We start from the raw sequence: 25849 nt of genomic DNA on the forward strand, positions 1-25849 counted from the left end.
CAAGGTTGCGAGGCCACCCCGAAGCCATTCCTAAGTTCTCAACGCATTCTGGCGCGTCAGGTCCTCGGTCGCCAGCCGGATGCCCTTTTCAAGGATGTCGAACATCTGGTTCAACTCGTCTTCCGAAATGATCAACGGCGGAGAAAACACACACATATTGATGATTGGCCGCAGGATCAGTCCGTTCTCCTGACAATGATGATCGATCAATGCGCCAACTGATTTATCAAGATCCAGCAAGTTATCGGCTTTGGCGTCCGCAACACACTCAACGCATCCAACCAGCCCCATACCGCGGGCATCACCGACGAGCGGCAATTCAGCTAGGGCCTGAAGGCGTTCTGCGAACAGCGGCGTGATCGCGCGGACATGCTCAAGAACGCCGTCACGCTCCATGATTTCGATCGTCTTCAAACCGGCCGCCGCGCTTACTGGGTGGCCCGAATAGGTGAAGCCATTAGAAAAGGTAGCGTCCTGGGCGTGTTCGCCGCTTATTTCTGCTATCAGCCGATCAGAAATGATGCAGGCCCCCATCGGCACATACCCTGAAGTCATTCCCTTAGCGCAGGTGATGATATCCGGCTGAATACCGAAGACGGCTTCGGACGCAAACCAATGCCCAAGCCGTCCGAACCCAGTCACAACCTCGTCCGAGATATACAGGACATCGTACTTTCGGCAGATTTCCAGACAGCGCAGATGATATCCCGGTGGAGGTACGATGACACCTCCAGAGCACAAGATCGGTTCAGCGATGAAAGCTGCGACCTTGTCTGCTCCGGTCTGCAGGATCATGTTTTTCAGATCCGCTATTTTTTCGTCCAGAAAGTCGTCGACTGTCTGCTCGGGGCGACGCGTATAAGGATTCACATTCGGCAGGAAGCGCGTCAGGTGACTTGCCTGGTCCAGCCAACCTTTGTCTCGCTCTTTTCCGGACACTGAGGCCGCCAGGTAGGTCGATCCGTGATAGGCTTTCTGCCGCGATATCACGATCTTCTTTTCAGGCTTGCCCAGAAGGTTGTTGCGAAACTGCACAAACCGAAGAGCGGAATCCACGGCGGTTGAGCCACCTGTCGTGAAGAACACATGGTTCAGGTCGCCCGGCGTCCTCTTGGCGATCTCATGCGCCAACCGGGCGGGGGCTGAGTTGGCATTGTTGAAGGGCGAAAAATACGCCATCTCTTTCGCCTGCTGGGCCATGGCATCGGCAATTTCAGTGTTTCCATAGCCCAATTGCATACACCACATGCCAGCAGGGCCGTCTATTAGGCGCTTTCCGTCCTCAGTGAAGACGTGAACGCCCAGGCCGCTTTCTGCAAAGGTGCGTTCGTTTTGGCCCAAACATGACATTCCCTCCCACGGGTGCAGGAAATGTTCGTTATCCCACTCGCGAATGGACCGAAAGTCAGAGTTGGAAAGGGTCATGCAGCGTCTCGATGAAATGGAAATCACAAAATGAACAAACATTTATTCAATGTCAATTCTTGAACTTTCGCTCTGCTAAATGCGAGAAGACAAAGGGCGACCACCCAGCGGAGGACAAACAAGATTACTCTCGAGCCTGATATCCCAACCAATGCCCGTGATCTGGGTAAGCTGCAGAACCGAAAGCAGTTGATCCAAGCGGCTGCAGAGGCCATCTATAAGTACGGAATTCGCGGCACAACCTCGGCGAGAATCCAAGAGTTGTCAGGACTGTCGCAAGGGATGGTAAACCTACACTTTGGCTCCAAAGAAAAGCTTCTGCTTGCGGTGGCTGAGGAATTGTCAGTCCGCTACGCGGAGCAGTGGAAGGTCATCGCAGCCAATCCCGAGTTGGACCCGGCAGACAAGTTAATCTCTTTCATTAAGGCAGACTTCGATCCCTTGGTCCTAAATGCACGGGACGTCGCAATTTGGTTTTCCTTCCGGGCCGAAGCGCTCTCGAACCCGAAGGTATTTCCTTTCATCGACTCGCGAGACAAAGGTTTCAGGGCGGCGATACTGGAGCTGTTGGAGCAAATAAAGGTTGAAGGCCAGTACGATGACGTAGACGCCAATCTTGCAACAGACGCATTGGTTGCTTTGCTGGAAGGGCTCTGGACCGACTACCACTTGCACTCAGAGATCTTCAAACCTTCGGAGGCTTTGAGGATCTGCCTGTTTGTACTGCAATCGATGTTTCCAAAACACTTTGGGCTGAGACCAGTCATCAGAAAGCAATGAGCCTACGGTAACTTTCTCCGCATTGCGAATGAGCGAAAGCACCTCGGGAGGATTGCAATTCTGGCAACAGATCAAAACAGCGTGGCAATCGCTTTATGAAGCGGACAATTATCCAGATTGTGAGCAGCGCAGTTCCCGTCAGCGCTATCTGGATCTACTTGTCGGACCATGAAGCTTGATGATTGCGGTTTGTGTTCCTCTCGTCTGAGTAATAGACACTTGATGCGGTGTTTTTGGGGAGAGTGGCTGTCCCCCTGAAGTCCCGTGTCGCTTGTGTTTAGCAAATCAAAACCGAGTTGAACGATTGACATGCATTCGCAGTTGGTATGCTATCCGCAGCCATAACGTTAACAGAAATTTGCGACACGGTATCGTGAATTCAATGCAGTTAAACGACTGCAATATGGGAGAAAATAATGAAAAATCCAATACTCGTACTGACGCTTTTGATGACGACGACGTCTTTGGCCAGTGCCGAAACTCTGCGTTGGGCGCGCTCGGGGGATGCGCTGACGCTTGACCCGCATTCGCAGAACGAAGGGCCGACGCATACCGTGCGCCACCAGATGTATGAACCTCTGATCATTCGCGATACGAGCGGTGCTTTCGAGCCTGCGCTGGCGACCGATTGGGCCCCCAGCGAGAGCGATCCGAATGTCTGGGTGTTCAATCTGCGTCAGGGCGTGAAATTCCACGACGGCGCCGATTTCACTGCAGAAGACGTGGTGTTCAGCATCAACCGTGCGAAGCAGCCGAACTCGGACATGAAAGAACTGATCAATTCGATTGTCGAGGTGCGCGCTGTCGACGACCACACGATCGAGATCGAGACGGACGGTCCGAACCCCATTCTGCCTGCGAACCTCACCGACCTGTTCATCATGGACAAGGGCTGGACCGAGGCGAATAACGCGGTCAACGTTCAGGACTTTGAAGGCGGTGAGATCACCTTTGCGACCGTCAATGTGAATGGAACCGGCCCCTACAAACTGGTCAGCCGCGAACCGGACGTCAAAACGGTGATGGAGCGGAACGAAGATTATTGGGGGCGTGATCAGTTCCCGATGGCGATCAGCGAAATCATCTATACCCCGATCCAGAATGACGCGACCCGCGTTGCGGCGATGCTGTCGGGCGAGGTGAACTTCCTTCAGGATATGCCGGTGCAGGACCTGGACCGGGTGAATGCCGTCGACGGTTTGGTCGTCAAACAAGCGCCGCAAAACCGGGTGATCTTCTTTGGAATGAACCAGGGCGCGGACGACATCGAGGCAGATAACGTCGATGGCAAGAACCCACTTGCCGACGTCCGCGTTCGTCGGGCCATGTCCAAAGCGATCAATCGAGATGCCATCCAACAGGTGGTCATGCGCGGTCAGTCGCAACCTGCCGGGATGATCGCCCCGCCGTTCGTGAACGGCTGGACTGCCGAGATGGACAGTGAAAGCAGCACGGATGTTGAAGGTGCAAAGGCGCTTTTGGCCGAAGCGGGTTATCCGGACGGTTTCTCGATCCGGCTGGATTGTCCCAACGACCGTTACATCAACGATGAAGGTATCTGTCAGGCCGCTGTCGGGATGTTGGGTCAGATTGGCATAACAGTGAATCTGGATGCCAAACCGAAGGCGCAGCACTTCCCGCTGATCACGGACGGAAAGACCGATTTCTACATGCTGGGCTGGGGCGTTCCGACGTATGACTCGGAATACATCTTCAACTTCCTGGTCCATGGCCGTGAAAGCGACATTGGGACGTGGAACGGCACCGGGTATGACAATGATGAGTTGGATGCCAAGATCGAGTCGCTGGCCTCGAACACGGATCTCGTCGCGCGAGATCAGGCTATCGCCGAGATCTGGCGGGTGGTGCAGGATGAACAGCTGTATATTCCGATCCACCATCAAGTGTTGAACTGGGGTATGGCTGAAAACCTGGACATCAACGTTGATCCCGAAGATCAGCCTATGGTCAAGCATTTTGGCCTGAAGTAAGAAACGTGGCCGGGCCTCGGGATGCGAGGCCCGCCACCAAAGAGTGGGAGCTATCATGAAACGTCTGACCACTGCCGCGCTATTCTGCGCGCTTGCCTTGCCCGTCGCAGGCGAAGAGTTCACGTTTGCCGTTACAACGGACCCGCAAACAATGGATCCTCATGCTGTCAACTCTGCCCCGGTTCTAGGTTTCTTGAACAACGTCTACGAAGGGCTTGTGCGCAGGGGCAAGGACATGACCATTGAACCGGCGCTGGCCACGAGTTGGGAAACCATCGGGGACGGAGCTGGATGGCGGTTCAAACTGCGCGAGGGCGTAACGTTTCATGATGGTTCTGAATTCAATGCGGATGACGTGATCTTCTCGTACCAGCGGGCGTCTGACGAAAACTCGGACACACGCAGCTGGTTCGCACCCGTCAGCGAGGTGGTGAAGGTTGACGACTACACCGTCGATGTCATGACCACCGCGCCGAACCCGATTTTTCCGGACAGCATTGCCAACTGGATGATCATGGATAGCGGCTGGGCCGAGGCAAACGACGCAGCACTGCCTGACAAAGAATCGGGCAACTATGCGACCCTGAACGCCAATGGCACCGGTGCTTTCCGAGTTACCGCTCGAGAGCCGGGCCTGCGCACTGTTCTGGAGCCGTTCGACGGCTGGTGGGACACAGCAGAACACAACCTGACCCGCGCTGAATTGGTGCCAATCCAAAACCCGGCAACCGCTCTGGCGGCTTTGTTGTCCGGAGATGTCGACTTCATCAACCCGGTCCCAATTCAGGATGTGGCTCGGTTGCAAGGCAATCCGGATGTGAAGGTCATTCAGGGCGTCGAAGCGCGCGTGATCATGCTGGGGTTTGATCAGCAGGAAGGCGCGAGCGAAGCCGGGCAGGGTGGCTCGGACCTTTTCCGAGATGTGCGCGTCCGCGAGGCGGTGGCAAAGGCAGTTAACGTTCCCGCTATCCTGCAAACCATCATGCGCGGCAATGCTGAGGTGGCGAGCCAGTTGGTCAGTCCTGCGATGCGCGGCTATTCGGCTGCAAATGCGGACCCCTATGGCTACGATCCCGAGGGTGCCAAGGCTTTGCTGGCTGAGGCTGGCGCTGAGGGGGCCGAGATCAGCTTTAAGTGCCCCAACAATCGCTACCTGAACGACGAAGCTGTTTGCCAGGCGATCACCGCCATGCTGTCTCAGGCCGGGCTGAACGTGACGCTCGATGCGATGCCGGTTCAGAACTACTGGCCTGAACTGCGGGCCGACAATTTTGATATGTATCTGTTGGGTTGGTCACCCGGTACGTTTGATGCCGAGCATCCCGTGCGTTTCCTCGCTTCGACCCCGAACGAGGAAAAGAAGTTGGGTTCGTGGAATTTTGGCGGCTATTCGAACGCTCGCGTGGATGAATTGCTGCCGCTGATCCAGTCCGAGATTGACGAACCCAAACGTCAGGCAATGCTGGACGAGGTGGCAGGTATCCTGCACGATGAGGTGGCCTATGTACCGCTTTACGTTCAACCGCTGGTCTGGGGCGCGCGCAGCAATATCGAGCTGACACAACGGCCCGACAACTTCTTCCTTCTGCGCTGGGTAACGGTCAACTAAATGCTGTCATACATTATCAGGCGTGTGGCTCAGTCGGCGCTGGTTCTGTTCGTCGTGGGCCTGGTCGCCTTTTCCATGTTCCGCTTTGTCGGAGATCCGATCGACAACATGCTGGGGCAAGAGCGGACCATGGAAGATGTGGAACGTCTGCGCGCGCAGTTGGGGCTCGATCAGCCGTTTCCGGTGCAATATGTGAAGTTTCTGCAGGAAGCGGTACAGGGCAATTTTGGCGTCAGCTTCCGTCAAGGGCGTCCGGTCGCGGAAATCCTGGCCGAACGCGCGCCGGCAACGTTGGAACTGGCGCTTGTCTCAGCCGTATTTGCCATAGTCTTGGGCATCGCGCTGGGTGTGTTCACCGCAATCCGCCGAGACGGGTTTGCAGCGAATTTCATCATGTCAGCCTCTCTGATCGGGGTGTCCCTGCCGACGTTCCTGATCGGGATTCTGTTGATTTACATCTTCTCAGTTGAACTTGGCTGGCTGCCCAGTTTTGGACGCGGAGAAGTCGTAGATCTGGGCTGGTGGAACACAGGCTTGCTGACAAGCAGTGGACTCAAGGCGCTGATCCTGCCCGCGATTACACTGGGTCTATACCAGATGACCCTCATCATGCGGCTGGTGCGCTCCGAGATGTTGGAAGTACTCCGGCAAGACTATATCCGCTTTGCCCGCGCCCGTGGGCTGAGTGACCGGACCATCAATTTCCGCCATGCGCTGAAGAATACCATGGTCCCCGTCATCACGATTATCGGCCTGCAACTGGGGGCCATCATCGCCTTTGCCATCATCACCGAGACGGTGTTTCAGTGGCCGGGCCTGGGCCTTCTGTTCATCAATGCAATCCAATTCGTGGATATCCCTGTCATGGCAGCATACCTGATGATGATCTCGGTCATCTTTGTCACCATCAACCTTGCGGTCGATATCCTTTACGCCTTCATCGACCCGCGCCTGAGGGTCAGCGCATGAGCCGTGTGAAACGCATTCTGGACAGCGACCAGTTCTACGCCTTCCGCCGCTCGCCTGTCGCCATGGTGTCGGCGACAGTGGCATTGATCCTGATCCTGGCCACGATCCTCGCACCACTGATTGCGCCGACAAACCCGTTTGATCCGGCCAGCCTGAACCTGATGAACGGCTTCACCCCGCCGATGGAACCCAATGCCTTTACAGGCGAAACCTTCCTGATGGGCACAGACGATCAGGGGCGTGATGTGTTCTCGACCATCCTCTACGGAATGCGGATCTCGCTATTCGTTGGGGTGGCGGCCGTTCTGTTCGCGATGGTTCTGGGGATCATTCTGGGCCTGTTATCAGGGTATTTCGGCGGTTGGACCGAAACCATCATCATGCGCACGGCGGATGTGCAGCTGACTTTCCCATCGATCCTTCTGGCCATGCTGATCTTTGGGATCGCCAAAGGCATTACCCCGGTGGAGTATCGGGACCAGATGGCGATCTGGGTGCTGATCCTGGCCATTGGACTGTCCGATTGGGTGCAGTTCGCTCGTGTCGTCCGGGGCGCAACGTTGGTTGAGAAGAACAAAGATTACGTCGCCGCCGCGCGCATCATCGGACAAAGCCCGCTGACCATCATGCTGCGCCATATCCTGCCCAATGTACTGTCACCGGTGCTGGTGATCGCGACTATCTCATTGGCGCTGGCGATCATTGCCGAGGCGACGCTCAGTTTCCTTGGCGTTGGCGCGCCACCGACCCAGCCCTCGCTGGGGACGCTGATCCGCATTGGGCAGGGATTCCTGTTCTCGGGCGAGTGGTGGATCCTGTTCTTCCCGGCCTGCACCCTGCTGGCACTGGCGCTGAGTGTGAACCTGCTGGGCGACTGGCTGCGTGACGTTCTGAACCCGAGGCTGAAATGACCGATCCCGTTCTTTCGATCCGCAACCTGACTGTGGAAATCCCCACACGCCACGGCATCTTCAAGCCGGTCGAGCATGTGACCTACGACCTGCATCCTGGCGAGATCCGGGGCGTTGTCGGCGAAAGCGGTGCTGGCAAGTCCATGACCGGCAACGCCGTGATCGGCCTTCTGGACCCCCCGGCCCATGTCTCCGAAGGTGAGGTCTGGCTGAACGGTCGCCGGATTGACGAACTGGACGCCGAGGACAAACGCCGAATCCGGGGCAAAGAGATCGGGATGATCTTTCAGGACCCGCTAACCTCGCTGAACCCGTTGTTCACAGTGGGCGAGCAATTGGTCGAGACGATCCAGCTTCACCTCGGCCTGTCCGCTTCCGAGGCCAAAAAGCGCGCCATTTCTCTGCTGGATCGCGTGTCCATCCCCGACCCGGCAGACAGATTCAACCAGTATCCGCACCAGTTCTCCGGAGGGATGCGTCAGCGGGTGGTAATCGCGCTTGCACTCTGTACCGAGCCCAGCGTTCTGATCGCGGACGAACCCACAACGGCCTTGGATGTGTCTGTCCAAGCGCAGGTGCTGGATCTGATCAAGGAACTGGCGAAAGAGCGTCAGGTCGGCGTGATCCTCGTTACCCACGACATGGGCGTTATCGCCGACACCACGGACTCGGTGACTGTGATGTATTCCGGTCATGTGGTTGAAAGCGGAACGACCGATCAAATCCTCGGCGCACCGAAACATGAGTATACCAAATCTTTGATTGCCGCCGTGCCGCGCCCGCACACCAAAGTCGAGCGTTTCCCAGTGGTCAATTATGGCGAGCGGGAAAGAACCTTCAAGATCGACGATCTGGCGGCCCATTGGGAAAAGACCGATCTGTCCAAATCCGGCAAACTGCTGGAAATCGAAAACATTACTAAGACTTTCCTGCAAAAGGGCGGGCTGCTGCCATCGCAACGCAAGTACTTCACTGCCGTCGATCAAGTGAGTTTCGACATTCGCGACGGTGAGGTTTTCGGCCTTGTCGGCGAAAGTGGCTCTGGCAAGTCCACAGTCGCCCGGATGATTGGAACACTCTATCCCGTAGACGGTGGTCGGGTGATCTTTGATGGCGAAGACGTCACAGTGATGGAGGCAGAGGCCCTGCAAGCCTACCGCCGCCAGATCCAGATGATCTTTCAAGACCCGTTCTCCAGCCTAAATCCCCGCATGAGGGTCGGGGACCTCGTTGCCGAGCCCATCCATCATCACAAAATCCTGCCCAAGCCCGCAATTGAACCGCGCGTGCGCGAACTGCTTGACTGGGTTGGCCTGGCCAAGGACGCGTGGCGCAAGTATCCACACGAGTTTTCCGGTGGGCAGCGTCAGCGCATTTGTATTGCTCGCGCCCTCGCAACTCAGCCCCGTTTTCTGATCTGCGATGAGCCGACCAGCGCCCTGGACGTATCCATTCAGGCGCAAATCCTGAACATTCTCAAAGACCTGCAGGAGCACCTGGGCCTGACTATGCTCTTTATCAGCCATGATCTTCCTGTCGTACGTCAGATGTGTGACCGGGTGGGCGTGATGCGGCATGGGAAGCTGCTTGAGGTTCAGGAGACGGACGCGTTGTTCGAAGCTCCCGAGCATCCGTATACACGGGAACTATTGGATTTGATGCCACGGCTAAAGCAATTGGCATAACCTTAACGGTTTGGTCTTGCATCGGTTTTCCAGAAGAAGTTGTTTGAGAGGTACGCGCGCAAGCAATCAACGGTAGTTTGAATTCAAACACCGACTTGAATTGGCTCCATCGCAAGGCGTCTAGTATTCGTTGTCGACCCAATTTCGGACCTGGACGAAGCTAGATGAAATGCAATCTCGATCAATGAGGTCTGCGTCGAGATCACAGCCGACGGCAGCAATACGGTTTGCGACTTCAGAATTCAGGATACCCCTTGAAAGACAGCTTTCCGCACCTCACCAAACATCTCGACACGGCAGTACGCGAGACTTGTAGGGGACTAGGTGTCGGTCATTGGTTTCAAACCGAGCGGCTACGGCACACACCCCCTATGCCGGACCAAAGCATCGGAGAACTGACCTCAGAAACAAGTCTGCGGCTGGATTCCAACCAATACACTGTCCACTAGCGCGCATAAGCGCTGAGTTCCGGACCTTGCAGAGCGGAAAATATCCGCTCTGCAGTTCCTGAATAGAATCTGCAGGTGGCTAGAAAGGGTTTGCCTGCTTGCCGCCGAACGCAAACGGCACTCCGTCCGGATCACACAGGATGGGGATTTGAGCTTGAACGGATTCGCTTAAGTTCAAGGAGGCCGGATGCGCCCCTTTGGTTTCAGCGGCACGGAAGGCGTCAGGGACTGAAGCAACTTTTAGGCTCGGGACCCAAGATGCGTTTGAGGCGGTTGCCCAAGTCGCGGCATGCTGGATTGCAACAAGACGGCCCCGAGGCCCGAGGAGAGTGGCGCAATCCTGGTCCCGGTCGGGAGACACCTGCCATCCGAAGAGTTCGATGTAGAACGCTTGCGGAAAGTCATCACCGTTGCCGATATACACTTCAGGGCCAAACTGCCGTCTCGGCACGGGGAAACTGTGCCGAGACAGCGAAATCCCCACCAACGCGCCGAGCGGATCGCGAACGAGTGCGTTGCGCCCGACGCCCGGCACCTCGAATGGCTCCCGAACAACTTGGCCTCCGAGCGTGTCGACGCGCTTGGCCGCCGGGTCCACGTCGGGGACCTCGATGTAGGCGACCCAGCCATTCGCTTGTTCCGGCGGCGTCTCGATTAACCCCGCGCCCGCTTCGTCACCGGAGAGGGCGAGGACGAAATCCTGCTCGCCGCCACCCCATGCAAAATCCGATGCCCGCTCGACTTCATAAGACCAGTCGGCGACGTGCTGGTAGAATGCCATTGAACGCGCCCTGTCCGGTGTGAATAGGTCATGCCATACGATTTGACCGGCTTTCGACTGTGTCATCGCCTTACTTCCTGACATCTTTGAGTTTTTTGACTCCGCGGACCATCTTCCCGAATGCCTTGTCGCGCGACCTGCGTTCCGCAAGACTCGCCGAGTTAAACGCATCTTCGGCCATGAGCTTGCGCCATCTGCGAAGCCGATCGCTATCAAGAACACCCTCATCGATAGCCTTCAGAACAGCGCATTCCGGCTCAGAATCGTGCTGACAGTTCTTGAATCGACACTGCGCGGCCAACTCCTGAATGTCGGCGAAAAGATCATTGATACCTTCCGCTGCATCGGTGAGCTGCAGTTCCCGCATGCCCGGACTGTCCAAGACCAGACAGCCATTGGGCATAGCATGAAGCTCGCGCCGCGTTGTCGTATGCCGCCCCTTTGCGTCGTCCTCACGAATGGCTTGGGTTTCAATGGACTGACTCTCGAGCAGCGCATTGGCCAACGTTGATTTACCAACACCAGATGAGCCGAGAAACGCCACCGTCTTGCCGGGTTTGCACCAGGGAAGCAGTTTTGTCCGGGGCGCGTCGCCGCGGGCGTCAAAGGCGACCACGTCGATCATGTCCGATACCGCGCGAGCAGCGTCGACATAGTTCTGCGGGTCTGTCACGAGGTCGGTCTTTGTGACGACGATGACGGGTGTCATCCGTGCCTCCAAAGCCAGAGCTGCATAGCGTTCCAGCCGGGCCACCTTGAAGTCCTGATTGCAAGACGTGACGATAAAGGCCGTATCAATGTTCGCCGCGATCAGTTGTTCCTGCCGGTCGGTTCCGGGCGCACGCCGCTTTATGAGGCTTGTGCGCTCAAGAACCCGACTGGAGCGCGGACGTGTGGAGTCCAGCATCAGCCAGTCTCCGACAGTTGCGTCGGCTCCCGGCGGAAGTACCGTATCTATGCCGTCACCGACGACATGCAGCCCATTGCGATGCACTTCGACAACGCGAACGGGAGGTGTCGCCGACAAGTCCTCTACGCTGATCTGTTGGGCGAAAAACGGTTGCCATCCCAATGCCTGAAGAGGGCTGGGATTGGCGTGCGATCCCGCTTCGCTTGCGCGAGGCGGAAGGAAGTTGGAGTAATCCCTTGTCATAGGGTGTTCACTTTCATGTCTCTGGCCCAGGTCAGATTTGGGCGCTGATGGTAGGAAAGAGTGCGCACATCAAAACACTCCGTCGGCAACAAAGCGACGGCGGTGCTTCAGATTTTGAATATGCTCCGGGAGGCGCGCTGCCTCCCTTCCTTACCGGGACATAAAATCTCCATTTCCGATGAAGTGCACATAGGAAGACCGCGGGCAGAACACAACAGTTGACCGGTGATTTGGCGCACTTCGTCACTTCTCTGTAGCAACCGTTCAACACGAAGAAGAGTGTGTGAGCTTTACCCGCGTAGCAGCCTTTTGTGCTAGAAACAGCAGTTGACGGCACCGGGTCAAAATTTCCCCAAGGTCCTCCTTGGGCCGTTATCACACACCGCAACAAGCTGAATATTAGGTGGCTTCGTCCGCAATGCGCCTGTCGAATTGGACTATAAGCGACTGCTCCGAGCCATAATCTGACACTCGGTATCGAGTACGCTAAGCTGGATCGTGCGAGGCACACATACATTCAGAAACCGCACCTTTGGGAGGACGGATGTATGGTCATGCGAATTTTTCAGGTGACGACGCGGTCAGGTAAAGAAGACGAGTTTGGCCGCTTTTTTCGCGACACTGCGATCCCGTTGATGAAAAGCACCCCTGGAATCGTGCATCTTTTTCCGGGCGCGCCGAGAGGGTGGTCTTGACCCCTAAAACTGGTCCGAACCGAGTGCGAAATTTTGGGTATATTTCTGGCAACAGGGGAGTGTAGCGATACCGAAGAAACCATTCAGCGACGAACAGATTGTCTTTCGATTGTGGACAGGGCGCTTCGTCAGCCGAAAAGATTTTTCAGTCGTGGTCGGCTGGCTGGCTTTGAGCCGCAATTCCTCTGGAACGACACAACTTCAGGAAACCTCCCCACCTTTCTCGGAACATACTTGCATTCTTGCCTCTTGGCGTAGTCACCTATGTGTGACGAGCGGAGGAAATCGATGAAGCCTTGGACAATCATGTTTTGTGCGTTCTGCACACTCGCTCTTGTCGCTTGTGCCCCAAAAGTTCGTACATATGAGAAAACCAATTCGGTTTCATTCTCGGCAAGGACAAACAGCACACTTGGGCAGACGGCGACCCGGCTTGGGGACCCCAAAGACGGCCGGTCCGGTGTCAAATTGATCAGCGACGGTGAACAAGCCTTGGTGTCACGGCTTCTACTCGCTGCAGCGGCTGAACAATCGATCGACGCTCAATACTACCTTTTGCATAACGACCCGACAGGTCACCTCTTTGCGGCCAGCCTTTTGCAGGCGGCGGATCGAGGCGTACGCGTTCGCTTGCTTTTGGATGACATGGACACATCCGGATACGACGCGATGACAGCCGCTTTGGACTACCACGAGAATATTGAAATCCGTCTGTTCAATCCTTTCTGGCGCGACCAAAGCCTGATCATTGCCGGGCTCACGGACTTCAAGCGGATCAATCGCAGAATGCACAACAAGTCGATGACCGCAGACAATGTGTTCACAATTGTCGGTGGCCGGAATATCGGCGCCGAGTACTTCCTCGCGCGGGAGGAAATGAACTATGCGGATCTGGATGTTCTGGCAGCCGGTCCCGTCGTAAATGAAGTTTCACAAAGCTTTGACGAATATTGGAATAGTGAGTTCGCGGTTCCGGCCCGCGTGGTCGTCGGGCAACCTGAAGAATTTTCGCTTGGCCAAGCGCGAAGCAGACTGAATGAGCTTGTGGAGGCGGCAAAGCAGACTCAGTACGGCGAAGCTCTCAGAAAATCTGCAAGAGAGAATTTTGCAGACGGAACGCTTTCCTTGGATTGGGTGCCCGCAAAACTCTACGCCGATCCGCCCTCCAAAGCCGCAGGGCTTGATAACTCAGATCCAATTCTTGCGTCGCAACTGCTGCCGTATTTCGAAGGTGCTGACAGGGAGGTCAATATCGTTTCGGCCTACTTCGTGCCACGCAACAACGGCGTGAAGTGGATGACCGAACTGGAAAACCGAGGTGTCGAAGTCAAAGTCGTAACCAACTCGCTTGCTTCAAACGACGTAGCACCAGTCTATGCGCACTACGCCAAGAAACGCCGGGCGTTGCTGCGCGGTGGGGTCGAGCTTTATGAATTGCGGCCTGACGCTTATCAGGTCCAACGTCGTGGAATAAACTGGGCTCAATCTCGGTCGGGTCTTCATTCCAAAGCGTTCGCTGTCGATGACAGATATCTGTTTGTCGGTTCGTTCAATTGGGACCCTCGTTCAGTCAACATAAACACAGAAATGGGCATTCTCATCGACTCTCCGGCGTTGACCGCACAAACCATGGGTGCTTTGGACGATGCGCTTCCAGCATATACATATCATGTGACGCTGGAGAGTGCTGGCCAACTCAAATGGAGAACCCGGGGCGAGAACGGAGAAATCCTTCAATATGACTCAGAGCCAACGGGTTCGGCTTGGGATCATATCGTAGCTGGATTTTTCAGTATTTTGCCAATCGGCTCTCAGCTTTAGTAGCGTGGGAGAAGGTCCGTTCCTCTACTGTGCTGTTGACGTTCTATCAATTGCATCGCGCTTGTGGCAGTCTTCTTCGCATTTGAAGAAAAGTGGATAAGCAGGAGGGGCACATGGAAATTCGAACCACATCCGGGCGCGGCCGTTTATATGACAGCGTCCTGGACACGGTCGGCAACACGCCGTGCATTCGCATCAACAAAATCGCGCCGGCCAACGTGACGGTCTACGTCAAGTTTGAAGCCTTCAACCCCGCGGGCTCGGTCAAGGACCGCCTTGCGCTGAACATCATCGAAGCGGGCGAAAGGGAAGGTCGGCTGAAACCCGGGCAAACGGTCGTCGAGGCTACCTCGGGAAATACCGGGATAGGTCTTGCGATGGTATGTGCCGCAAAGGGTTATCCGCTTGTGGTCACTATGGCTGACAGCTTCTCGGTGGAACGCCGCCGGTTGATGCGGTTTCTTGGGGCCAAGGTTGTGCTGACGCCTCGTGCGCTCAAGGGTTTTGGGATGTACTCCAAGGCCAAGGAGTTGGCCGAGGCAAATGGCTGGTTTCTCGCCAGCCAATTCGAGACAAGCGCCAACGCCGACATCCACGAGGCCACGACAGCGAGGGAAATACTCAGTGATTTCGAAGGAGAGCGGCTGGATTACTGGATCACCGGTTATGGAACAGGCGGTACCGTTTCGGGCGTGTCGCGCGTGCTCAAGCGCGATCGCCCTGACACCAAGATCATCCTGACCGAGCCTGCAAACGCTGCGATTGTCGGGTCTGGCTACGTGAACACCCGCAATGAGGCCCATCAGCCTACTGAGAGCCATCCGGCTTTCGAGCCGCATCCCATTCAGGGTTGGACGCCCGATTTCATCCCGTATGTGCTTCAGGAAGCCCTGGACAATGCTTATTATGATGAACTGCTTCCCGTCGCCGGAGCGGACGGTATCACCTGGTCCAGGCGTCTGGCCGCAGAGGAGGGGATTTTCACCGGAATCTCAGGTGGATCCACATTTGCCATCGCAATGGAAGTGGCCAAAAGCGCCCCGGACGGATCGGTGATGCTGGTGATGCTGCCCGACACAGGCGAACGGTATCTTTCGACACCGCTCTTTGAAGGGATTGCCGAAGATATGACGGATGAGGAACGAGCGATTTCCATGTCGACACCAACGGCGCAAATGCCGTCTGATTGAGCCGGGTCTCGTTGCTCGTCGATGCAGGTATTTGACCGTTCGATCTGCGGCGTTGATGCCGTCTGAAAGTCTGCGGACAGCGTGTTTGCCGCAATGCGTGGCCAGACAGTCAAACGATCCGGTTGGGTTGTGATTCAGAAGTTGAGCGGACTTCAACCGATGGCCGCCGAGTTTCCTGTGTCAAGGCCGCGTCTGTGCGGTCGAATGCTGACCTGAAGCGTCAAGCCTATCGTTGACCAACGATGTTGCACCGTCAACTGAACGGCGTTTGGGCGCCCTTCCGCAACGCAAAGTCAGCCTTTGGTTTGTTTAAGCGAGAGGTGCACAAGGTTCGTTGGAGCCAGAGGTAGCAGTTGAAATTCAACCACTGCAGGCCTTCTTATGGCCACTAGTCTGCTCCAGCAATTGGCGCAGAATAATTGGTTTGGAGCACCGGAAAATCGAGGTGCCGGATCAGGACGTCGAAACCGGTTTCTTTGCCCAGAATTCGAGCAGTGAATTTGCCGTCTCTACTTGATGATGCGCGTAGATGACCACATCGAGCATTTCTTGACCAATCTGGTTGCGCAGGGAGATCAGCTCGCCGCTTTCGATTTCTTTGTGAACCATGCTGAACGGCAGCCACCCGACACCAAGACCATTCAGGATCATTTCTTTGGCCCCGCTGGAGAAAGCTGTCTGGCAAATGGGATTCTTGCTGTAGTCGGCGGTCCCGAACGGGCGTTGGCTTTTTTTCAATGCTTCGCCGAAGTAGCTGTTTTCGGGGTAGACAATAGCCGGCGTGTTCATAGGCACGTCGCCTTTTCCGCGTACCGCGTATCGCAGGCCTCCGCCGATGACCGGTACCAGGTAATCCTGACCCCAAATCCCGCGACGCACGCCTGATCCGAATTGCAAGGGAGTGACACTCTGCGCCTCGTAGCACAGCAGCATATTCGTGTCGCCGCGCAGAAACAGGGTGACACAATCATTCAGATTGGCGGTCCTCAGGCGGAACCGAAGACCTTCAAAGCGGGCTCGCGCGCGAATGGCCATGTCGGGAAACGTCGAAACGACCGACGCATGGGTCGCTGCGATGGTGACTATCGAAACGGCCGGATCATGTTGCGCAATTTTTGTGCGCAACTCATTCAGTCGTGCGATCATGGCGCGGATTTCCGCTTCATTTGTCGCCAAGGCCGCGCTGATCTCGACACGGTTCGATTTGCGATCGAGGACCTCTATCCCCAACCACTCTTCAAAGCTTCGTATTCGTCTTGAAAACGCAGGTTGCGTGATGTTCCGGCGGGCCGCTGCACGGGTCATGTTCCGCTCTTCCAGAAGGGTCAGGACATCTTCGAACCATAGCATATTCATAAGCTTCTCCCGGGCTGCCCAAAGAAAAGGTATGGGTAGCCTGCGCAAATTGCACTGTTTTTCTGCCTTTTTTCCGCTTTTGCTTTCGAAAGTATTTGGGCGTTCGTGAAGACGGGGAGTTTTCGGTGGCTGAGACAAGTCAAATAACAGGCAGAAAAACGGTGCTCACGGCAGAATTGGTTCTGAGCCTGTGCAAAGAGCTTTCCCTCACGCTGGCAAAATTCCCAAGGGTGTCGCTAGGGCATTTCCCAACCCCTCTCGAACCGATGGACCGCCTGAGCGAAGTGTTGGGGGGGCCGCGCGTATGGGTCAAGCGGGATGATTGCACGGGCCTCTCCTCGGGCGGGAACAAGACACGCAAGCTGGAGTTCCTGATGGCCGATGCCGTCGAGAAGGGCGCCGATACGATCATCACCCAAGGGGCGACGCAATCCAATCACGCGCGCCAGACCGCGGCAGCCGCTGCAAAGCTGGGTATGGCGTGTCAAATCTTGCTCGAGGATCGAACCGGCTCGAACGATCCGAACTATATCCTGAATGGCAACGTCCTGTTGGATCGCCTACATGGCGCCAGCGTCTCAAAGCGCCCCGGTGGTGCCGACATGAACGCCGAGATGGATGCTTGCGCTGCGCAGTTAAGGGCCAACGGAAAAAAACCGTACATCATTCCCGGAGGCGGATCGAACCCGATCGGTGCTTTGGGATATGTCAATTGCGCGCGCGAGCTGAGCGAACAGGCCGCCAATGCGGGGCTGAAAATTGATGCCCTCGTACATGCGACCGGAAGTTCAGGTACTCAGGCCGGCTTGGTCGCCGGGCTTGCCGCGCTGCAAAGCGACATTCATCTGCTTGGGATTGGCGTGCGTGCGCCTAAAGAGAAACAAGAAAGCATGGTCCACGATCTGGCCGTTCGCACGACCGAGTTCTTGGGCACCGGCACAAAGATTTCACGGGATTCCGTCCGGGCAAACTGCGACTATGTCGGAGCGGGATATGGCCTTCCGACCGAGGGCATGGTCGATGCGCTCAAGCTACTGGCCCGTACAGAAGGCCTTCTGTTCGACCCTGTATACTCGGGAAAAGGGCTGGATGGTCTGATCGATCAGGTCCGCAAAGGCTACTTTGCGGGGATGGACAATATCGTCTTTCTGCACACCGGCGGAAGCGCGGCGTTGTTCGGCTACCCCGAAGTTTTTGACCTTCCGGGTTATGCAGCCTGACATTCAAAAGAACTAACCAACAGGGAGAAATAACATGGCATTCAAGGAAAAACTGATAGGTGCGGCATTGCTTTCGGCCGTCAGCGCGCCACTGGCGGCGGAAGAGGTCAAGATCGGTGTACCCACATGGACGGGAGCGCAAGCCATCGCTCATGTACTGGGTGAGATCGTGACAACCCGCATTGGTGGCACCGTGGAGTATGTTCCGGGCAACAATGCCACCATTTTTCAGGCGATGGACCAAGGCAAGGGCGATATCGACGTGCACCCTGATGTCTGGCTGCCGAACCAGGAAGCTTTCACCAAACAATTTGTCGATGGGGCAGGTACTGTGACGTTGTCGTCAAACCCCTATGAGGGCAACCAAGGCTTCTGTGTATCCAAAGACTTTGCCGCAGAGATGAATATCACTGACATTGCGGACCTGGGACGCCCAGACGTGGCGGCTGCAATGGACAGTGACGGCAATGGCAAAGGTGAAATGTGGATCGGTGCTCCGGGTTGGGCCTCAGCCAATGTGAACGAGGTCAAGGTTCGGGACTATGGTCTTCTCGACTTCATCGAGCCGATCCGCGCTGAAGAAGCTGTCAAGACCGCTCGCATCAAGGACAGCATCGCCAAGAAAGAAGGATACGCCTTCTACTGCTACGAGCCCCACGCCGTCTGGTACATGTTCGACGTGGTCATGCTGACCGAGCCGCCTTACGATCCGGAAAAATACATCATGGTGCAGCCTTCGGACGATCCGGATTGGTACAACAAGTCGATGGTTGCCAGTAAGGACGCCTTGAAGGAAGTGCAGATCGCCTGGTCGAACTCACTTGCGGATCGCTCGCCTGCGATTGCCGAGTTCTTCGCCAACTTTGCCCTCACGGCAGATGATGTAAGCTCGCTGGCCTTCGAAATCAGCGCCAATGGTCGCGATGCCAAGGAGGTGGCCGCCGAATGGGTGGCCGCCAACTCTGATCGCGTCGACGCCATGCTGGGTCTCTGATCCAAAACTTGGAAAGGGGCGGGTCCGTAAGGTCTTGCCCCTTCACGAATAACGCAGGGGTGGGCGGATGAGCGACGAGACTGTTGTCGATATCTCAAATGTCTGGAAGATCTTCGGAGCAAGACCTTTGGCGGCTCTCGAGGCTATCCGCGCGCGCGGCCTGACCAAGGCCGAAGTCCTGGCTGAATTCAATGTGGTTGTCGGCGTCGCCGATGTCAGCCTTAGCGTCAAGCGCGGTGAGATTTTCTGCATCATGGGGCTGTCCGGTAGCGGAAAATCCACACTTGTGCGCCACTTCAATCGACTGCTCGAGCCCACATCGGGCAAGATCGAGATTGAAGGTACAGACGTCATGGCGCTCGGTACCAAAGACCTGCAAGACTTTCGCAACCGCAAAATCGGAATGGTTTTCCAGAACTTTGCGCTGATGCCCCATCGTTCGGTTTTGGACAACGTGGCGATGCCGCTGGAAATCCGTCAAGTCGCCAAGAACGAGCGAATGCGGCAGGCGGCGGCCATTCTCGACATCGTGGAATTGGGTGCATGGGGGTCAAAATTCGCCCATGAACTTTCTGGCGGAATGCAGCAGCGTGTGGGTCTTGCCCGCGCTCTTGCCGCCAACCCGGATGTCCTGTTGATGGATGAGCCCTTTTCAGCACTTGATCCGCTGATCCGGCGGCAGTTGCAGGATGAATTCATACGGCTGTCGAAGATCCTGAAGAAAACGACGATCTTCATCACTCATGACCTTGATGAGGCCGTCCGCATCGGAGACCGGATTGCCATCATGCGTGACGGAAAGATGGTGCAGATCGGATCTGCCGAGGAGATTGTAATGCATCCTGCCGATGATTACGTCGCCGATTTCGTCGCGGGGATCTCGCGGTTGAAGGTCGTGCATGCCCATGCGGCGATGCAGCCCTTGGACACCTATCTCGCCAGGCACGGCCCGCTGCCGGCTGACACTGCGCGAGTGGACCATAATGAGACGCTGTCTGCCCTGATTACGCGGGCTATCGAAGACGACCGACCCGTATTGGTGACGGAAGGCGGTGTGGACAGAGGCGTCATCACGCGAGCAGATCTGTTGCGCACCGTGATCGAAGGGACAGAGATGTCATGAGCGAAGATCTTGGTGTGAACCCCCTTGAAGATACTGACAGCGCCGCCGCCAAAGCATACGCCGAGGAACGACGCGAAAACATTCGCACCTTCGTGCGCACTAGCCCTGACTATTACATCCGGAATTTTGACAAGATCGGAGCCTCGGCGCGCTTTACCGCAACATTCAACGTAATGGCCGGGCTCTTCGGTCCGATTTGGTTCGGTGCGCGCGGGCTCTGGTCGTGGGCCTTGGCCTTTCTTGTCGTCGAGGCGATTGGGTTCGTGCAGATCGCGCGGGGTTTGTTCGGAGACTTGGGGGCGGATGCCCTTGCGCGTGTGGCTTCCATCGAAGGGACCCTCGATCTCCGTTATAGACAGCTTGCCGCGGCGGAGGAGAGCGGATCAGATCGTGCGGCCGCGATCCAGCGCCAGATTGACGCCCTGGAGGCCAATATCGAAGGCTTCCGCGTTGAGGCCGAGACACTTGCCGCGCAAGGGCCATCAATTGTACTGGCGGGACTTTCAATTCTGATCGTCGCCAAGTTGGTGCAGGCAATTGTCGCAAATTGGGCGCTTGAGTCCCGGTTTTCGGACTGGCTGTCGGATCGAACCATCCGCTCTGGCATGCCGGTGAGCCAGATCGTCTTCAGCGCAGCATTCATGGTGCTGCTCGTGGCGACGGCAATGGTCCACTACAGTTTCCCGGGGCGGTTCGAGTTTCTCAGCGCGTTTCCAACCGAAAACTCGATCCGACTGGCCAGTATTGATGCGGTCGAGGACTTCATCGCCTGGTGCGTCGCCAACAGCGTGACTTTCTTTGAGGCTCTCACCTCCGCCATTCGCTGGCTGCTGGATGCAATGGAAGTGGCCTTGGTTCAGACCCCTTGGATCGTCGTCGCTGCCCTTATCGTATTGCTGACATGGCTTACGGCGGGCCTGCGCATGGCGATCTGGTCCGGAGCATTCCTGGCCTATATGGGTGTTCTTGGTTTCTGGGAAAAAGCCATGACGACCCTGGCGCTATTGGGAACCGCTGCGCTGCTATCCATCGTGATAGGCATTCCGCTGGGCATGTTCTCGGCCCGCCGCCCGCGGTTTTACGCCGTGATCCAGCCGATCATGGACTTTATGCAGACCATGCCTGCCTTCGTTTTCATGGTACCGGTGATCGCCTTTTTTGGTGTTGGCAAGCCGGCGGCTGTCATCGTCACGATGATCTTCGGCGGGACGCCCGTTGTGCGCCTTACCGTTTTGGGTCTGCGTGGCGTTCCGGAAAGCGTGCGTGAAGCCGCGATCAGTTTTGGCGCCAACAGGTGGTATCTGCTCACAAAAGTCGATCTGCCCCTTGCCGGCCCTTCGATCCGTGCGGGTATCAACCAGACGATCATGCTCTCGCTGGCTATGGTTGTCGTGGCCTCGCTGATTGGCGCCAAAGGACTGGGTGAGGACGTTCTTGAGGCGCTGCAATACGCCAATGTAGGCCAGGGGATACTGGCGGGCTTTGCCATACTCTTTTGCGCGATGATCCTTGATCGGATTGTTCAGGGCCAAAGAAAGTGACGCCGCTGGTACTCGTTCATGGTTTCATGGGGGGCAGTGCGCAATGGAATGCTTATGTCACCCCCCTTGAAAACCAGTTTTCCGTGGTGGCGGTTGATCTGCCCGGATTCGGAGCAAATGCCCATCTGCCTCCCATCGACAGTATTGGCGGGTATGCGGATTGGGTGATCCAGCACCTCCGCGACCTCAGGCTGGGGATGTATCATCTTCTGGGCCATTCGATGGGCGGCATGATCGCTCAGGAAATTGCCCGCCGGGATTTTGAAAGGGTGGACCGATTGGTGTTGTACGCAACCGGCGCGATTGGCGTTTTACCCGGGCGGTTCGAGACCATTGAGGAAAGCAAAAAGCGTGCGGCAGAGGACGGCCCCGCCGCAACTGCCCATAGGATCTCTGCAACTTGGTTTCTGGATCGTGAAGCCGCACAAGGGTTTGAGCACTGCGCCGCTGTAGCCGCGCAAAGCAAACTGGCTGCAATAAACGCCGGCCTGGACGCGATGCACTCCTGGTCCGGAGAGCAGAACCTCAGCCAAATCCGGCAGGAAACACTTGTGCTTTGGGGCGATCGGGATCGGACTTATCCGTGGAGCCAGACGCATATGCTTTGGCAAGAAATCCCCAAGACCTCGCTTGCGGTCGTGCCGGGTTGCGCCCATGCGGTTCATGCCGAGAAAACTGAACTATTCCAGCTTCTGGTCTCCGACTTTCTTGAGTGATGGGCACTGCAGGCGGCAGGGCGCTCTGCAGGAAACAGCCGAGTTCGGGCTGTTGAAGTTTCATTGGCGTTTATTCAAGAGCCAAGCGGGTTTATCTTCGTGCCAGTCGCAGCGCACGGGTTTTCCGCGCAGGGCCAGAAAGACCTATGTGAATCGCTCGTGGCTCGATTTGACGGCGACACGGGGCCCACACTCAAGTCTCACGAAATGCTTTCGCAAAGTAGTCGCTGAACGGTTTGATAAGGTAGGCAATCGGTGTTCTGTCCTGCGTCCGTATGAAGGTTTCGACCGGCATTCCAGGGACCAGAGGTGTTTCCGCGGGCAGTTTTTTCTGCTCTCCGGCATTCAGTGCGATCTCGGCCGTGTAGTAGGTCTGGTTTGTCGAAGCTTCCTCGAACGCATCCGCAGAAACCAGGGTGACCCGTCCTGTCAATTCGGGCGTCTTGCGCTGATCCATGGCCGAAAAGCGCAAAACGACATCTTGTCCGACGAACATCTGGTCAACGTGAATGGGGTCGACGCGGGCACTTATGATCAGCGGACGATCCTGCGGAACGAGGTACAATACCGGTTCAGCCGGTTTCACAACCGCGCCAAGGCTGAAGATGTTCAATCCATGTACGACCCCAGAGACCGGCGCCGTGATTTCAAGGTTGGCGATACGCTCTGCGATATTCGTCGTTTCCTCGCGTAATTCCAGTTCCCGATACCGCAGGTCCCTGAGGCGGGTAATGGCATCTTCGCGGCGTTTGCTTTGCAACTTGAGGATTTGAATCTCGATTTCGGTCTTTCGCCCCTCGGATTCCGCGATACGGGCAGTCAGATCACCCATCGTGCCGCTCAAGCGTGCTTCTTCCCGTTGCAATGACAGAACGCGGGATGCGGGGGCCAATCCGCGTTCAAACAAGGATTCCTGATCCGTCAGTTCCTTTCGTATCAGGTCCAGTTGGGTGGCAAGCGCCAGTTTTTGAGCATCAATCCCGACAATCTGACTGTCGATCTGACCAACTCTTTTGAGTTGCTGATCAATCTCCTGCGCGATGGATTCCTTGCGCGCCACAAACAATCGTTCCTGCCCATAGACCAAGTCCGCGATGTCGATGTCCAAAGATGCGGCTTTCTGAAGTATGGGGGCAAAGCGAATTTCTTCGGTTCCGTCTCTTTCCGCCTCAAGACGACCACGGCGGGCCATGAGCTCGTAAAGCTCTTTTTCGGCGATCGCCAATTTGGTGGCAAGGTCATTGGACGCCAGCTTGATCAGAACATCACCGGCCTCGACCAAGGACCCTTCGTCGACAAGTATCTCGGCCACCACGCCGCCATCGGGGTGTTCCACAACCTGTTGATTTTGATCAACTTCAATTTGACCGCTGGCAACGATTGCCCCGGCAATATTGGTCGTGAAGGACCAATATCCAAAGCCCCCAAGCAACAGCATCAGGCCCACGAGACCCACGAGCACTGGTCCGCGCGCTGACCAGGAAACAGACGAGTTTACGTCGGACCGTTCCGGTTTCATTTCAGGCCTCCCTGTCTGGCAGTTTTTGCGATCTGTTCGTGGTTGATAACGAGTTTCCGAAGAACGTCTTTCTTGGCGCCGAAGTCCCGGACGGTGCCGTTATCAAGCATTATCAGCTTGTCGCATTCCTGAATTGCGGCCGGCCGGTGGGCCACGATCAACACGGATTTTCCGTTTGCCTTGAACTCTTCAATTGCGCGATTGACCGCGGCACTGCCTTCGACGTCGAGGTTTGAATTGGGTTCGTCCAGCACGAGCAGAACGGGGTCGCCGTACATGGCGCGGGCAAGGCCGATACGTTGCATCTGACCACCGGACAGCTGCCCTCCGTTCGCCGACACGTTGGTGTCATAGCCATCAGCGAGCCGCAGTATCATCTCATGCGCATCTGCTTTCTTTGCGGCTGCCACGACGGCGGCATCGTCCGGCTCGGGCGCCATTCGGGCGATGTTTTCGGCAATCGTGCCGTCAAACAGCTGAAACCGCTGCGGAAGATAGCCGATGAGGCTGCCAAGTTCGGTCGAGCAGTATTGATCCAGCGCGGCGCCATCCAGCCGGATCGTGCCGCTGTGCGGACGCCATACGCCAGTCAAGGATCTGGCGAGTGTGGACTTCCCCGCGCCGGACGACCCAATCAAGCCAACCGCTTCGCCGGGGTTCACGTTGAACGAAACGGATTTCAGAGCGGCTTGTCGTGAGTTCGGCGGAAATACGGTCAGGTTTTGAACAACCAACTTGGCTTTGGGTTTCGGCAGTCGCGTATTCACACGTTCGGGCGGTACGGTGCCGAGCAGTTCGGCCAGATTGTCCCAGCCTCTTTTTGCGGCCTGAACCAACTGCCATTGCGCCACAAGCTGCTCCATCGGTGCCAGCGCCCGGCCCAGCAGGATTGAGCTTGCAATCATTGCGCCTGCAGTCAGTTCCCCCTGAAGCACAAGAAATGCACCAACACCAAGGATGGCCGACTGCAAAAACAACCGGAAAGTCTTTGTTACGTTGGCAAAGCTGCCGCTTACATCAGCCGAGCGGATCTGCTCCTTCAGCGCCCGGTCGCGCAACGTCTTCCACCGCGTGTAGGTCGCATCGCGCATACCCATCGCCTCAACGATTTCGGCTTCGTTCCGCAACTGGTTGGACATCGCTTCGGACGAGGCGACAGCGCGGCTGGCGTTCGACATGGGGCGTGCCGAAAAAACTCGGTTCAAGCCGGTCAGTGCTAAGATGACCAAGCCACCCAGCGCAGCGACAGCACCAAGCCAGGGGTGGAATATCCAGATGCCCAAAAGGAAAACGGGCGTCCAAAACACGTCGAAAAAGGCCATTGGAACCGGAGAAGACAAAAGCCGCTGAACAGCTTCAAGATCGCGCAGGCCGGTTTCCGTTTGATCGTCCGGAGCGACCGAGGCTTTGCGCTGCACCGCCTCGAATACCCGACGGTCAAGCCGTGCCTGAAAGCGCGCCGCCACGCGTCCGAATATCCTCCCCCGAGCATATTCAAGCAGGCCCAGAATGCCGTACAAGAACGCAACAAGCACCGAGAGAGCGACCAGCGTTTCCACGGATCGGCTGCCCAAAACCCGGTCGTACACCTGCAGCATGTACAATGGCCCGGTGAGCATCAGAAGGTTGGTGAAGCAACTGAGAAAACCGACAAAAACGTACAGTCGCCAGCTTTCGCGACGCACTTCGCGAAGTTCCTGACGCCCCGTTTCAACTACGAATTTGGGTTTTCCCATTGGCCGTCACCTTTGCTCTCAACTGTTGACCGATACGCTGATCTGATCCGGTTGGATTTGTTTTTTGGTTTCGGCCTCAGTGGGCGCGGGAACGATCCACACGGTATCGCCGGGGACATATCGTGATTCAGAAATATTTGATCCGAACGGCCCGTGCGCTCCGTACCAGCGGTAAGCCAATCGTT

At 56.4% G+C, this 25849-nt stretch carries 19 protein-coding genes; 13 read left to right on the plus strand and 6 right to left on the minus strand.

Annotation, left to right across the window (positions count from 1 at the left end; all coding sequences use genetic code 11):
• Positions 1–30: 30 nt before the first annotated feature.
• On the minus strand, positions 31–1425 hold the full coding sequence (locus tag AC2FML_RS00165) for an aminotransferase (RefSeq protein ID WP_496781463.1): 1395 nt from the start codon (positions 1423–1425) through the stop codon (positions 31–33).
• A 189-nt stretch (positions 1426–1614) separates the two neighbouring features.
• Between AC2FML_RS00165 and AC2FML_RS00170 the strand changes: the two genes are divergently transcribed.
• The 6 genes from AC2FML_RS00170 (at position 1615) to AC2FML_RS00195 (ending at position 9370) form a co-directional block, all read left to right on the plus strand.
• Positions 1615–2205 carry a TetR/AcrR family transcriptional regulator gene (locus AC2FML_RS00170; protein WP_496781464.1) on the plus strand — a complete coding sequence of 197 codons (591 nt, stop codon included), beginning with the start codon at positions 1615–1617 and terminating at the stop codon, positions 2203–2205.
• Positions 2206–2621: 416 nt separating this feature from the next.
• Positions 2622–4196 (plus strand): ABC transporter substrate-binding protein, encoded by a 1575-nt coding sequence (locus tag AC2FML_RS00175; protein ID WP_170419505.1) that lies wholly within the window; start codon positions 2622–2624, stop codon positions 4194–4196.
• A 55-nt stretch (positions 4197–4251) separates the two neighbouring features.
• Positions 4252–5805: an ABC transporter substrate-binding protein gene (locus AC2FML_RS00180; RefSeq protein WP_475143423.1), complete on the plus strand. Its 1554-nt coding sequence runs from the start codon at positions 4252–4254 to the stop codon at positions 5803–5805.
• Positions 5806–6774 carry an ABC transporter permease gene (locus tag AC2FML_RS00185; RefSeq protein ID WP_170339894.1) on the plus strand — a complete coding sequence of 323 codons (969 nt, stop codon included), beginning with the start codon at positions 5806–5808 and terminating at the stop codon, positions 6772–6774. It begins immediately after the preceding gene.
• On the plus strand, positions 6771–7685 hold the full coding sequence (locus AC2FML_RS00190) for an ABC transporter permease (protein WP_170339892.1): 915 nt from the start codon (positions 6771–6773) through the stop codon (positions 7683–7685). Before AC2FML_RS00185 ends, AC2FML_RS00190 begins: the two co-directional genes overlap by 4 nt.
• Positions 7682–9370 carry an ABC transporter ATP-binding protein gene (locus AC2FML_RS00195; protein WP_170461714.1) on the plus strand — a complete coding sequence of 563 codons (1689 nt, stop codon included), beginning with the start codon at positions 7682–7684 and terminating at the stop codon, positions 9368–9370. The genes AC2FML_RS00190 and AC2FML_RS00195 overlap by 4 nt, the downstream gene beginning before the upstream one ends.
• Before the next feature lie 528 nt (positions 9371–9898).
• Here the strand turns inward: AC2FML_RS00195 and AC2FML_RS00200 are convergent.
• A complete protein-coding gene (locus AC2FML_RS00200) occupies positions 9899–10684 on the minus strand; it encodes a VOC family protein (protein ID WP_496781465.1) in 786 nt (261 codons plus the stop codon).
• On the minus strand, positions 10671–11507 hold the full coding sequence (gene rsgA, locus AC2FML_RS00205; protein ID WP_496781467.1) for a ribosome small subunit-dependent GTPase A: 837 nt from the start codon (positions 11505–11507) through the stop codon (positions 10671–10673). The genes AC2FML_RS00200 and rsgA overlap by 14 nt, the downstream gene beginning before the upstream one ends.
• A 1229-nt stretch (positions 11508–12736) precedes the next feature.
• Between rsgA and AC2FML_RS00210 the strand changes: the two genes are divergently transcribed.
• Positions 12737–14269, plus strand: coding sequence for a phospholipase D family protein (locus AC2FML_RS00210; protein ID WP_496781469.1), 1533 nt, complete (start codon positions 12737–12739; stop codon positions 14267–14269).
• A gap of 113 nt (positions 14270–14382) precedes the next feature.
• Positions 14383–15459: a PLP-dependent cysteine synthase family protein gene (locus tag AC2FML_RS00215; protein WP_170340095.1), complete on the plus strand. Its 1077-nt coding sequence runs from the start codon at positions 14383–14385 to the stop codon at positions 15457–15459.
• Positions 15460–15912: 453 nt separating this feature from the next.
• On the opposite strand, the gene AC2FML_RS00220 is transcribed toward AC2FML_RS00215, so the two are convergent.
• Positions 15913–16815, minus strand: coding sequence for a LysR family transcriptional regulator (locus AC2FML_RS00220; protein ID WP_170524375.1), 903 nt, complete (start codon positions 16813–16815; stop codon positions 15913–15915).
• 188 nt (positions 16816–17003) lie between these two features.
• On the opposite strand from AC2FML_RS00220, the gene cuyA reads away from it, so the two are divergent.
• From cuyA to AC2FML_RS00245, 5 genes are all read left to right on the plus strand, one after another.
• Positions 17004–18035, plus strand: coding sequence for a D-cysteate sulfo-lyase (cuyA, locus tag AC2FML_RS00225; protein ID WP_480636289.1), 1032 nt, complete (start codon positions 17004–17006; stop codon positions 18033–18035).
• Between the two features lie 34 nt (positions 18036–18069).
• Positions 18070–19029 carry an ABC transporter substrate-binding protein gene (locus tag AC2FML_RS00230; RefSeq protein ID WP_496781471.1) on the plus strand — a complete coding sequence of 320 codons (960 nt, stop codon included), beginning with the start codon at positions 18070–18072 and terminating at the stop codon, positions 19027–19029.
• Between the two features lie 67 nt (positions 19030–19096).
• Entirely contained in the window at positions 19097–20152 is a 1056-nt protein-coding gene (locus tag AC2FML_RS00235; RefSeq protein WP_170357437.1) for a quaternary amine ABC transporter ATP-binding protein, read from the plus strand.
• Positions 20149–21693: an ABC transporter permease subunit gene (locus tag AC2FML_RS00240; protein WP_496781473.1), complete on the plus strand. Its 1545-nt coding sequence runs from the start codon at positions 20149–20151 to the stop codon at positions 21691–21693. The genes AC2FML_RS00235 and AC2FML_RS00240 overlap by 4 nt, the downstream gene beginning before the upstream one ends.
• A complete protein-coding gene (locus tag AC2FML_RS00245) occupies positions 21690–22409 on the plus strand; it encodes an alpha/beta fold hydrolase (protein ID WP_170389583.1) in 720 nt (239 codons plus the stop codon). Before AC2FML_RS00240 ends, AC2FML_RS00245 begins: the two co-directional genes overlap by 4 nt.
• A 193-nt stretch (positions 22410–22602) precedes the next feature.
• Here the strand turns inward: AC2FML_RS00245 and AC2FML_RS00250 are convergent, their stop codons facing one another.
• Entirely contained in the window at positions 22603–23928 is a 1326-nt protein-coding gene (locus tag AC2FML_RS00250) for an HlyD family type I secretion periplasmic adaptor subunit (protein ID WP_496781474.1), read from the minus strand.
• Positions 23925–25664 carry a type I secretion system permease/ATPase gene (locus tag AC2FML_RS00255; RefSeq protein ID WP_496781476.1) on the minus strand — a complete coding sequence of 580 codons (1740 nt, stop codon included), beginning with the start codon at positions 25662–25664 and terminating at the stop codon, positions 23925–23927. Before AC2FML_RS00255 ends, AC2FML_RS00250 begins: the two co-directional genes overlap by 4 nt.
• Between the last annotated feature and the right edge of the window lie 185 nt (positions 25665–25849).

This window comes from Ruegeria sp. BHSC029 (assembly GCF_059613085.1).

What these genes read in the sequence shown, in the direction of transcription:
- AC2FML_RS00200 (WP_496781465.1), bottom strand. Translation starts at nt 10,684, where the DNA reads ATGTCAGGAAGTAAGGCGATGACACAGTCGAAAGCCGGTCAAATCGTA.
- AC2FML_RS00210 (WP_496781469.1), top strand. Translation starts at nt 12,737, where the DNA reads ATGAAGCCTTGGACAATCATGTTTTGTGCGTTCTGCACACTCGCTCTT.
- AC2FML_RS00165 (WP_496781463.1), bottom strand. Translation starts at nt 1,425, where the DNA reads ATGACCCTTTCCAACTCTGACTTTCGGTCCATTCGCGAGTGGGATAAC.
- AC2FML_RS00195 (WP_170461714.1), top strand. Translation starts at nt 7,682, where the DNA reads ATGACCGATCCCGTTCTTTCGATCCGCAACCTGACTGTGGAAATCCCC.
- AC2FML_RS00190 (WP_170339892.1), top strand. Translation starts at nt 6,771, where the DNA reads ATGAGCCGTGTGAAACGCATTCTGGACAGCGACCAGTTCTACGCCTTC.
- AC2FML_RS00175 (WP_170419505.1), top strand. Translation starts at nt 2,622, where the DNA reads ATGAAAAATCCAATACTCGTACTGACGCTTTTGATGACGACGACGTCT.
- AC2FML_RS00215 (WP_170340095.1), top strand. Translation starts at nt 14,383, where the DNA reads ATGGAAATTCGAACCACATCCGGGCGCGGCCGTTTATATGACAGCGTC.
- AC2FML_RS00230 (WP_496781471.1), top strand. Translation starts at nt 18,070, where the DNA reads ATGGCATTCAAGGAAAAACTGATAGGTGCGGCATTGCTTTCGGCCGTC.
- AC2FML_RS00235 (WP_170357437.1), top strand. Translation starts at nt 19,097, where the DNA reads ATGAGCGACGAGACTGTTGTCGATATCTCAAATGTCTGGAAGATCTTC.
- AC2FML_RS00250 (WP_496781474.1), bottom strand. Translation starts at nt 23,928, where the DNA reads ATGAAACCGGAACGGTCCGACGTAAACTCGTCTGTTTCCTGGTCAGCG.
- AC2FML_RS00220 (WP_170524375.1), bottom strand. Translation starts at nt 16,815, where the DNA reads ATGAATATGCTATGGTTCGAAGATGTCCTGACCCTTCTGGAAGAGCGG.
- AC2FML_RS00255 (WP_496781476.1), bottom strand. Translation starts at nt 25,664, where the DNA reads ATGGGAAAACCCAAATTCGTAGTTGAAACGGGGCGTCAGGAACTTCGC.
- AC2FML_RS00240 (WP_496781473.1), top strand. Translation starts at nt 20,149, where the DNA reads ATGAGCGAAGATCTTGGTGTGAACCCCCTTGAAGATACTGACAGCGCC.
- AC2FML_RS00180 (WP_475143423.1), top strand. Translation starts at nt 4,252, where the DNA reads ATGAAACGTCTGACCACTGCCGCGCTATTCTGCGCGCTTGCCTTGCCC.
- AC2FML_RS00185 (WP_170339894.1), top strand. Translation starts at nt 5,806, where the DNA reads ATGCTGTCATACATTATCAGGCGTGTGGCTCAGTCGGCGCTGGTTCTG.
- rsgA (WP_496781467.1), bottom strand. Translation starts at nt 11,507, where the DNA reads ATGCTGGACTCCACACGTCCGCGCTCCAGTCGGGTTCTTGAGCGCACA.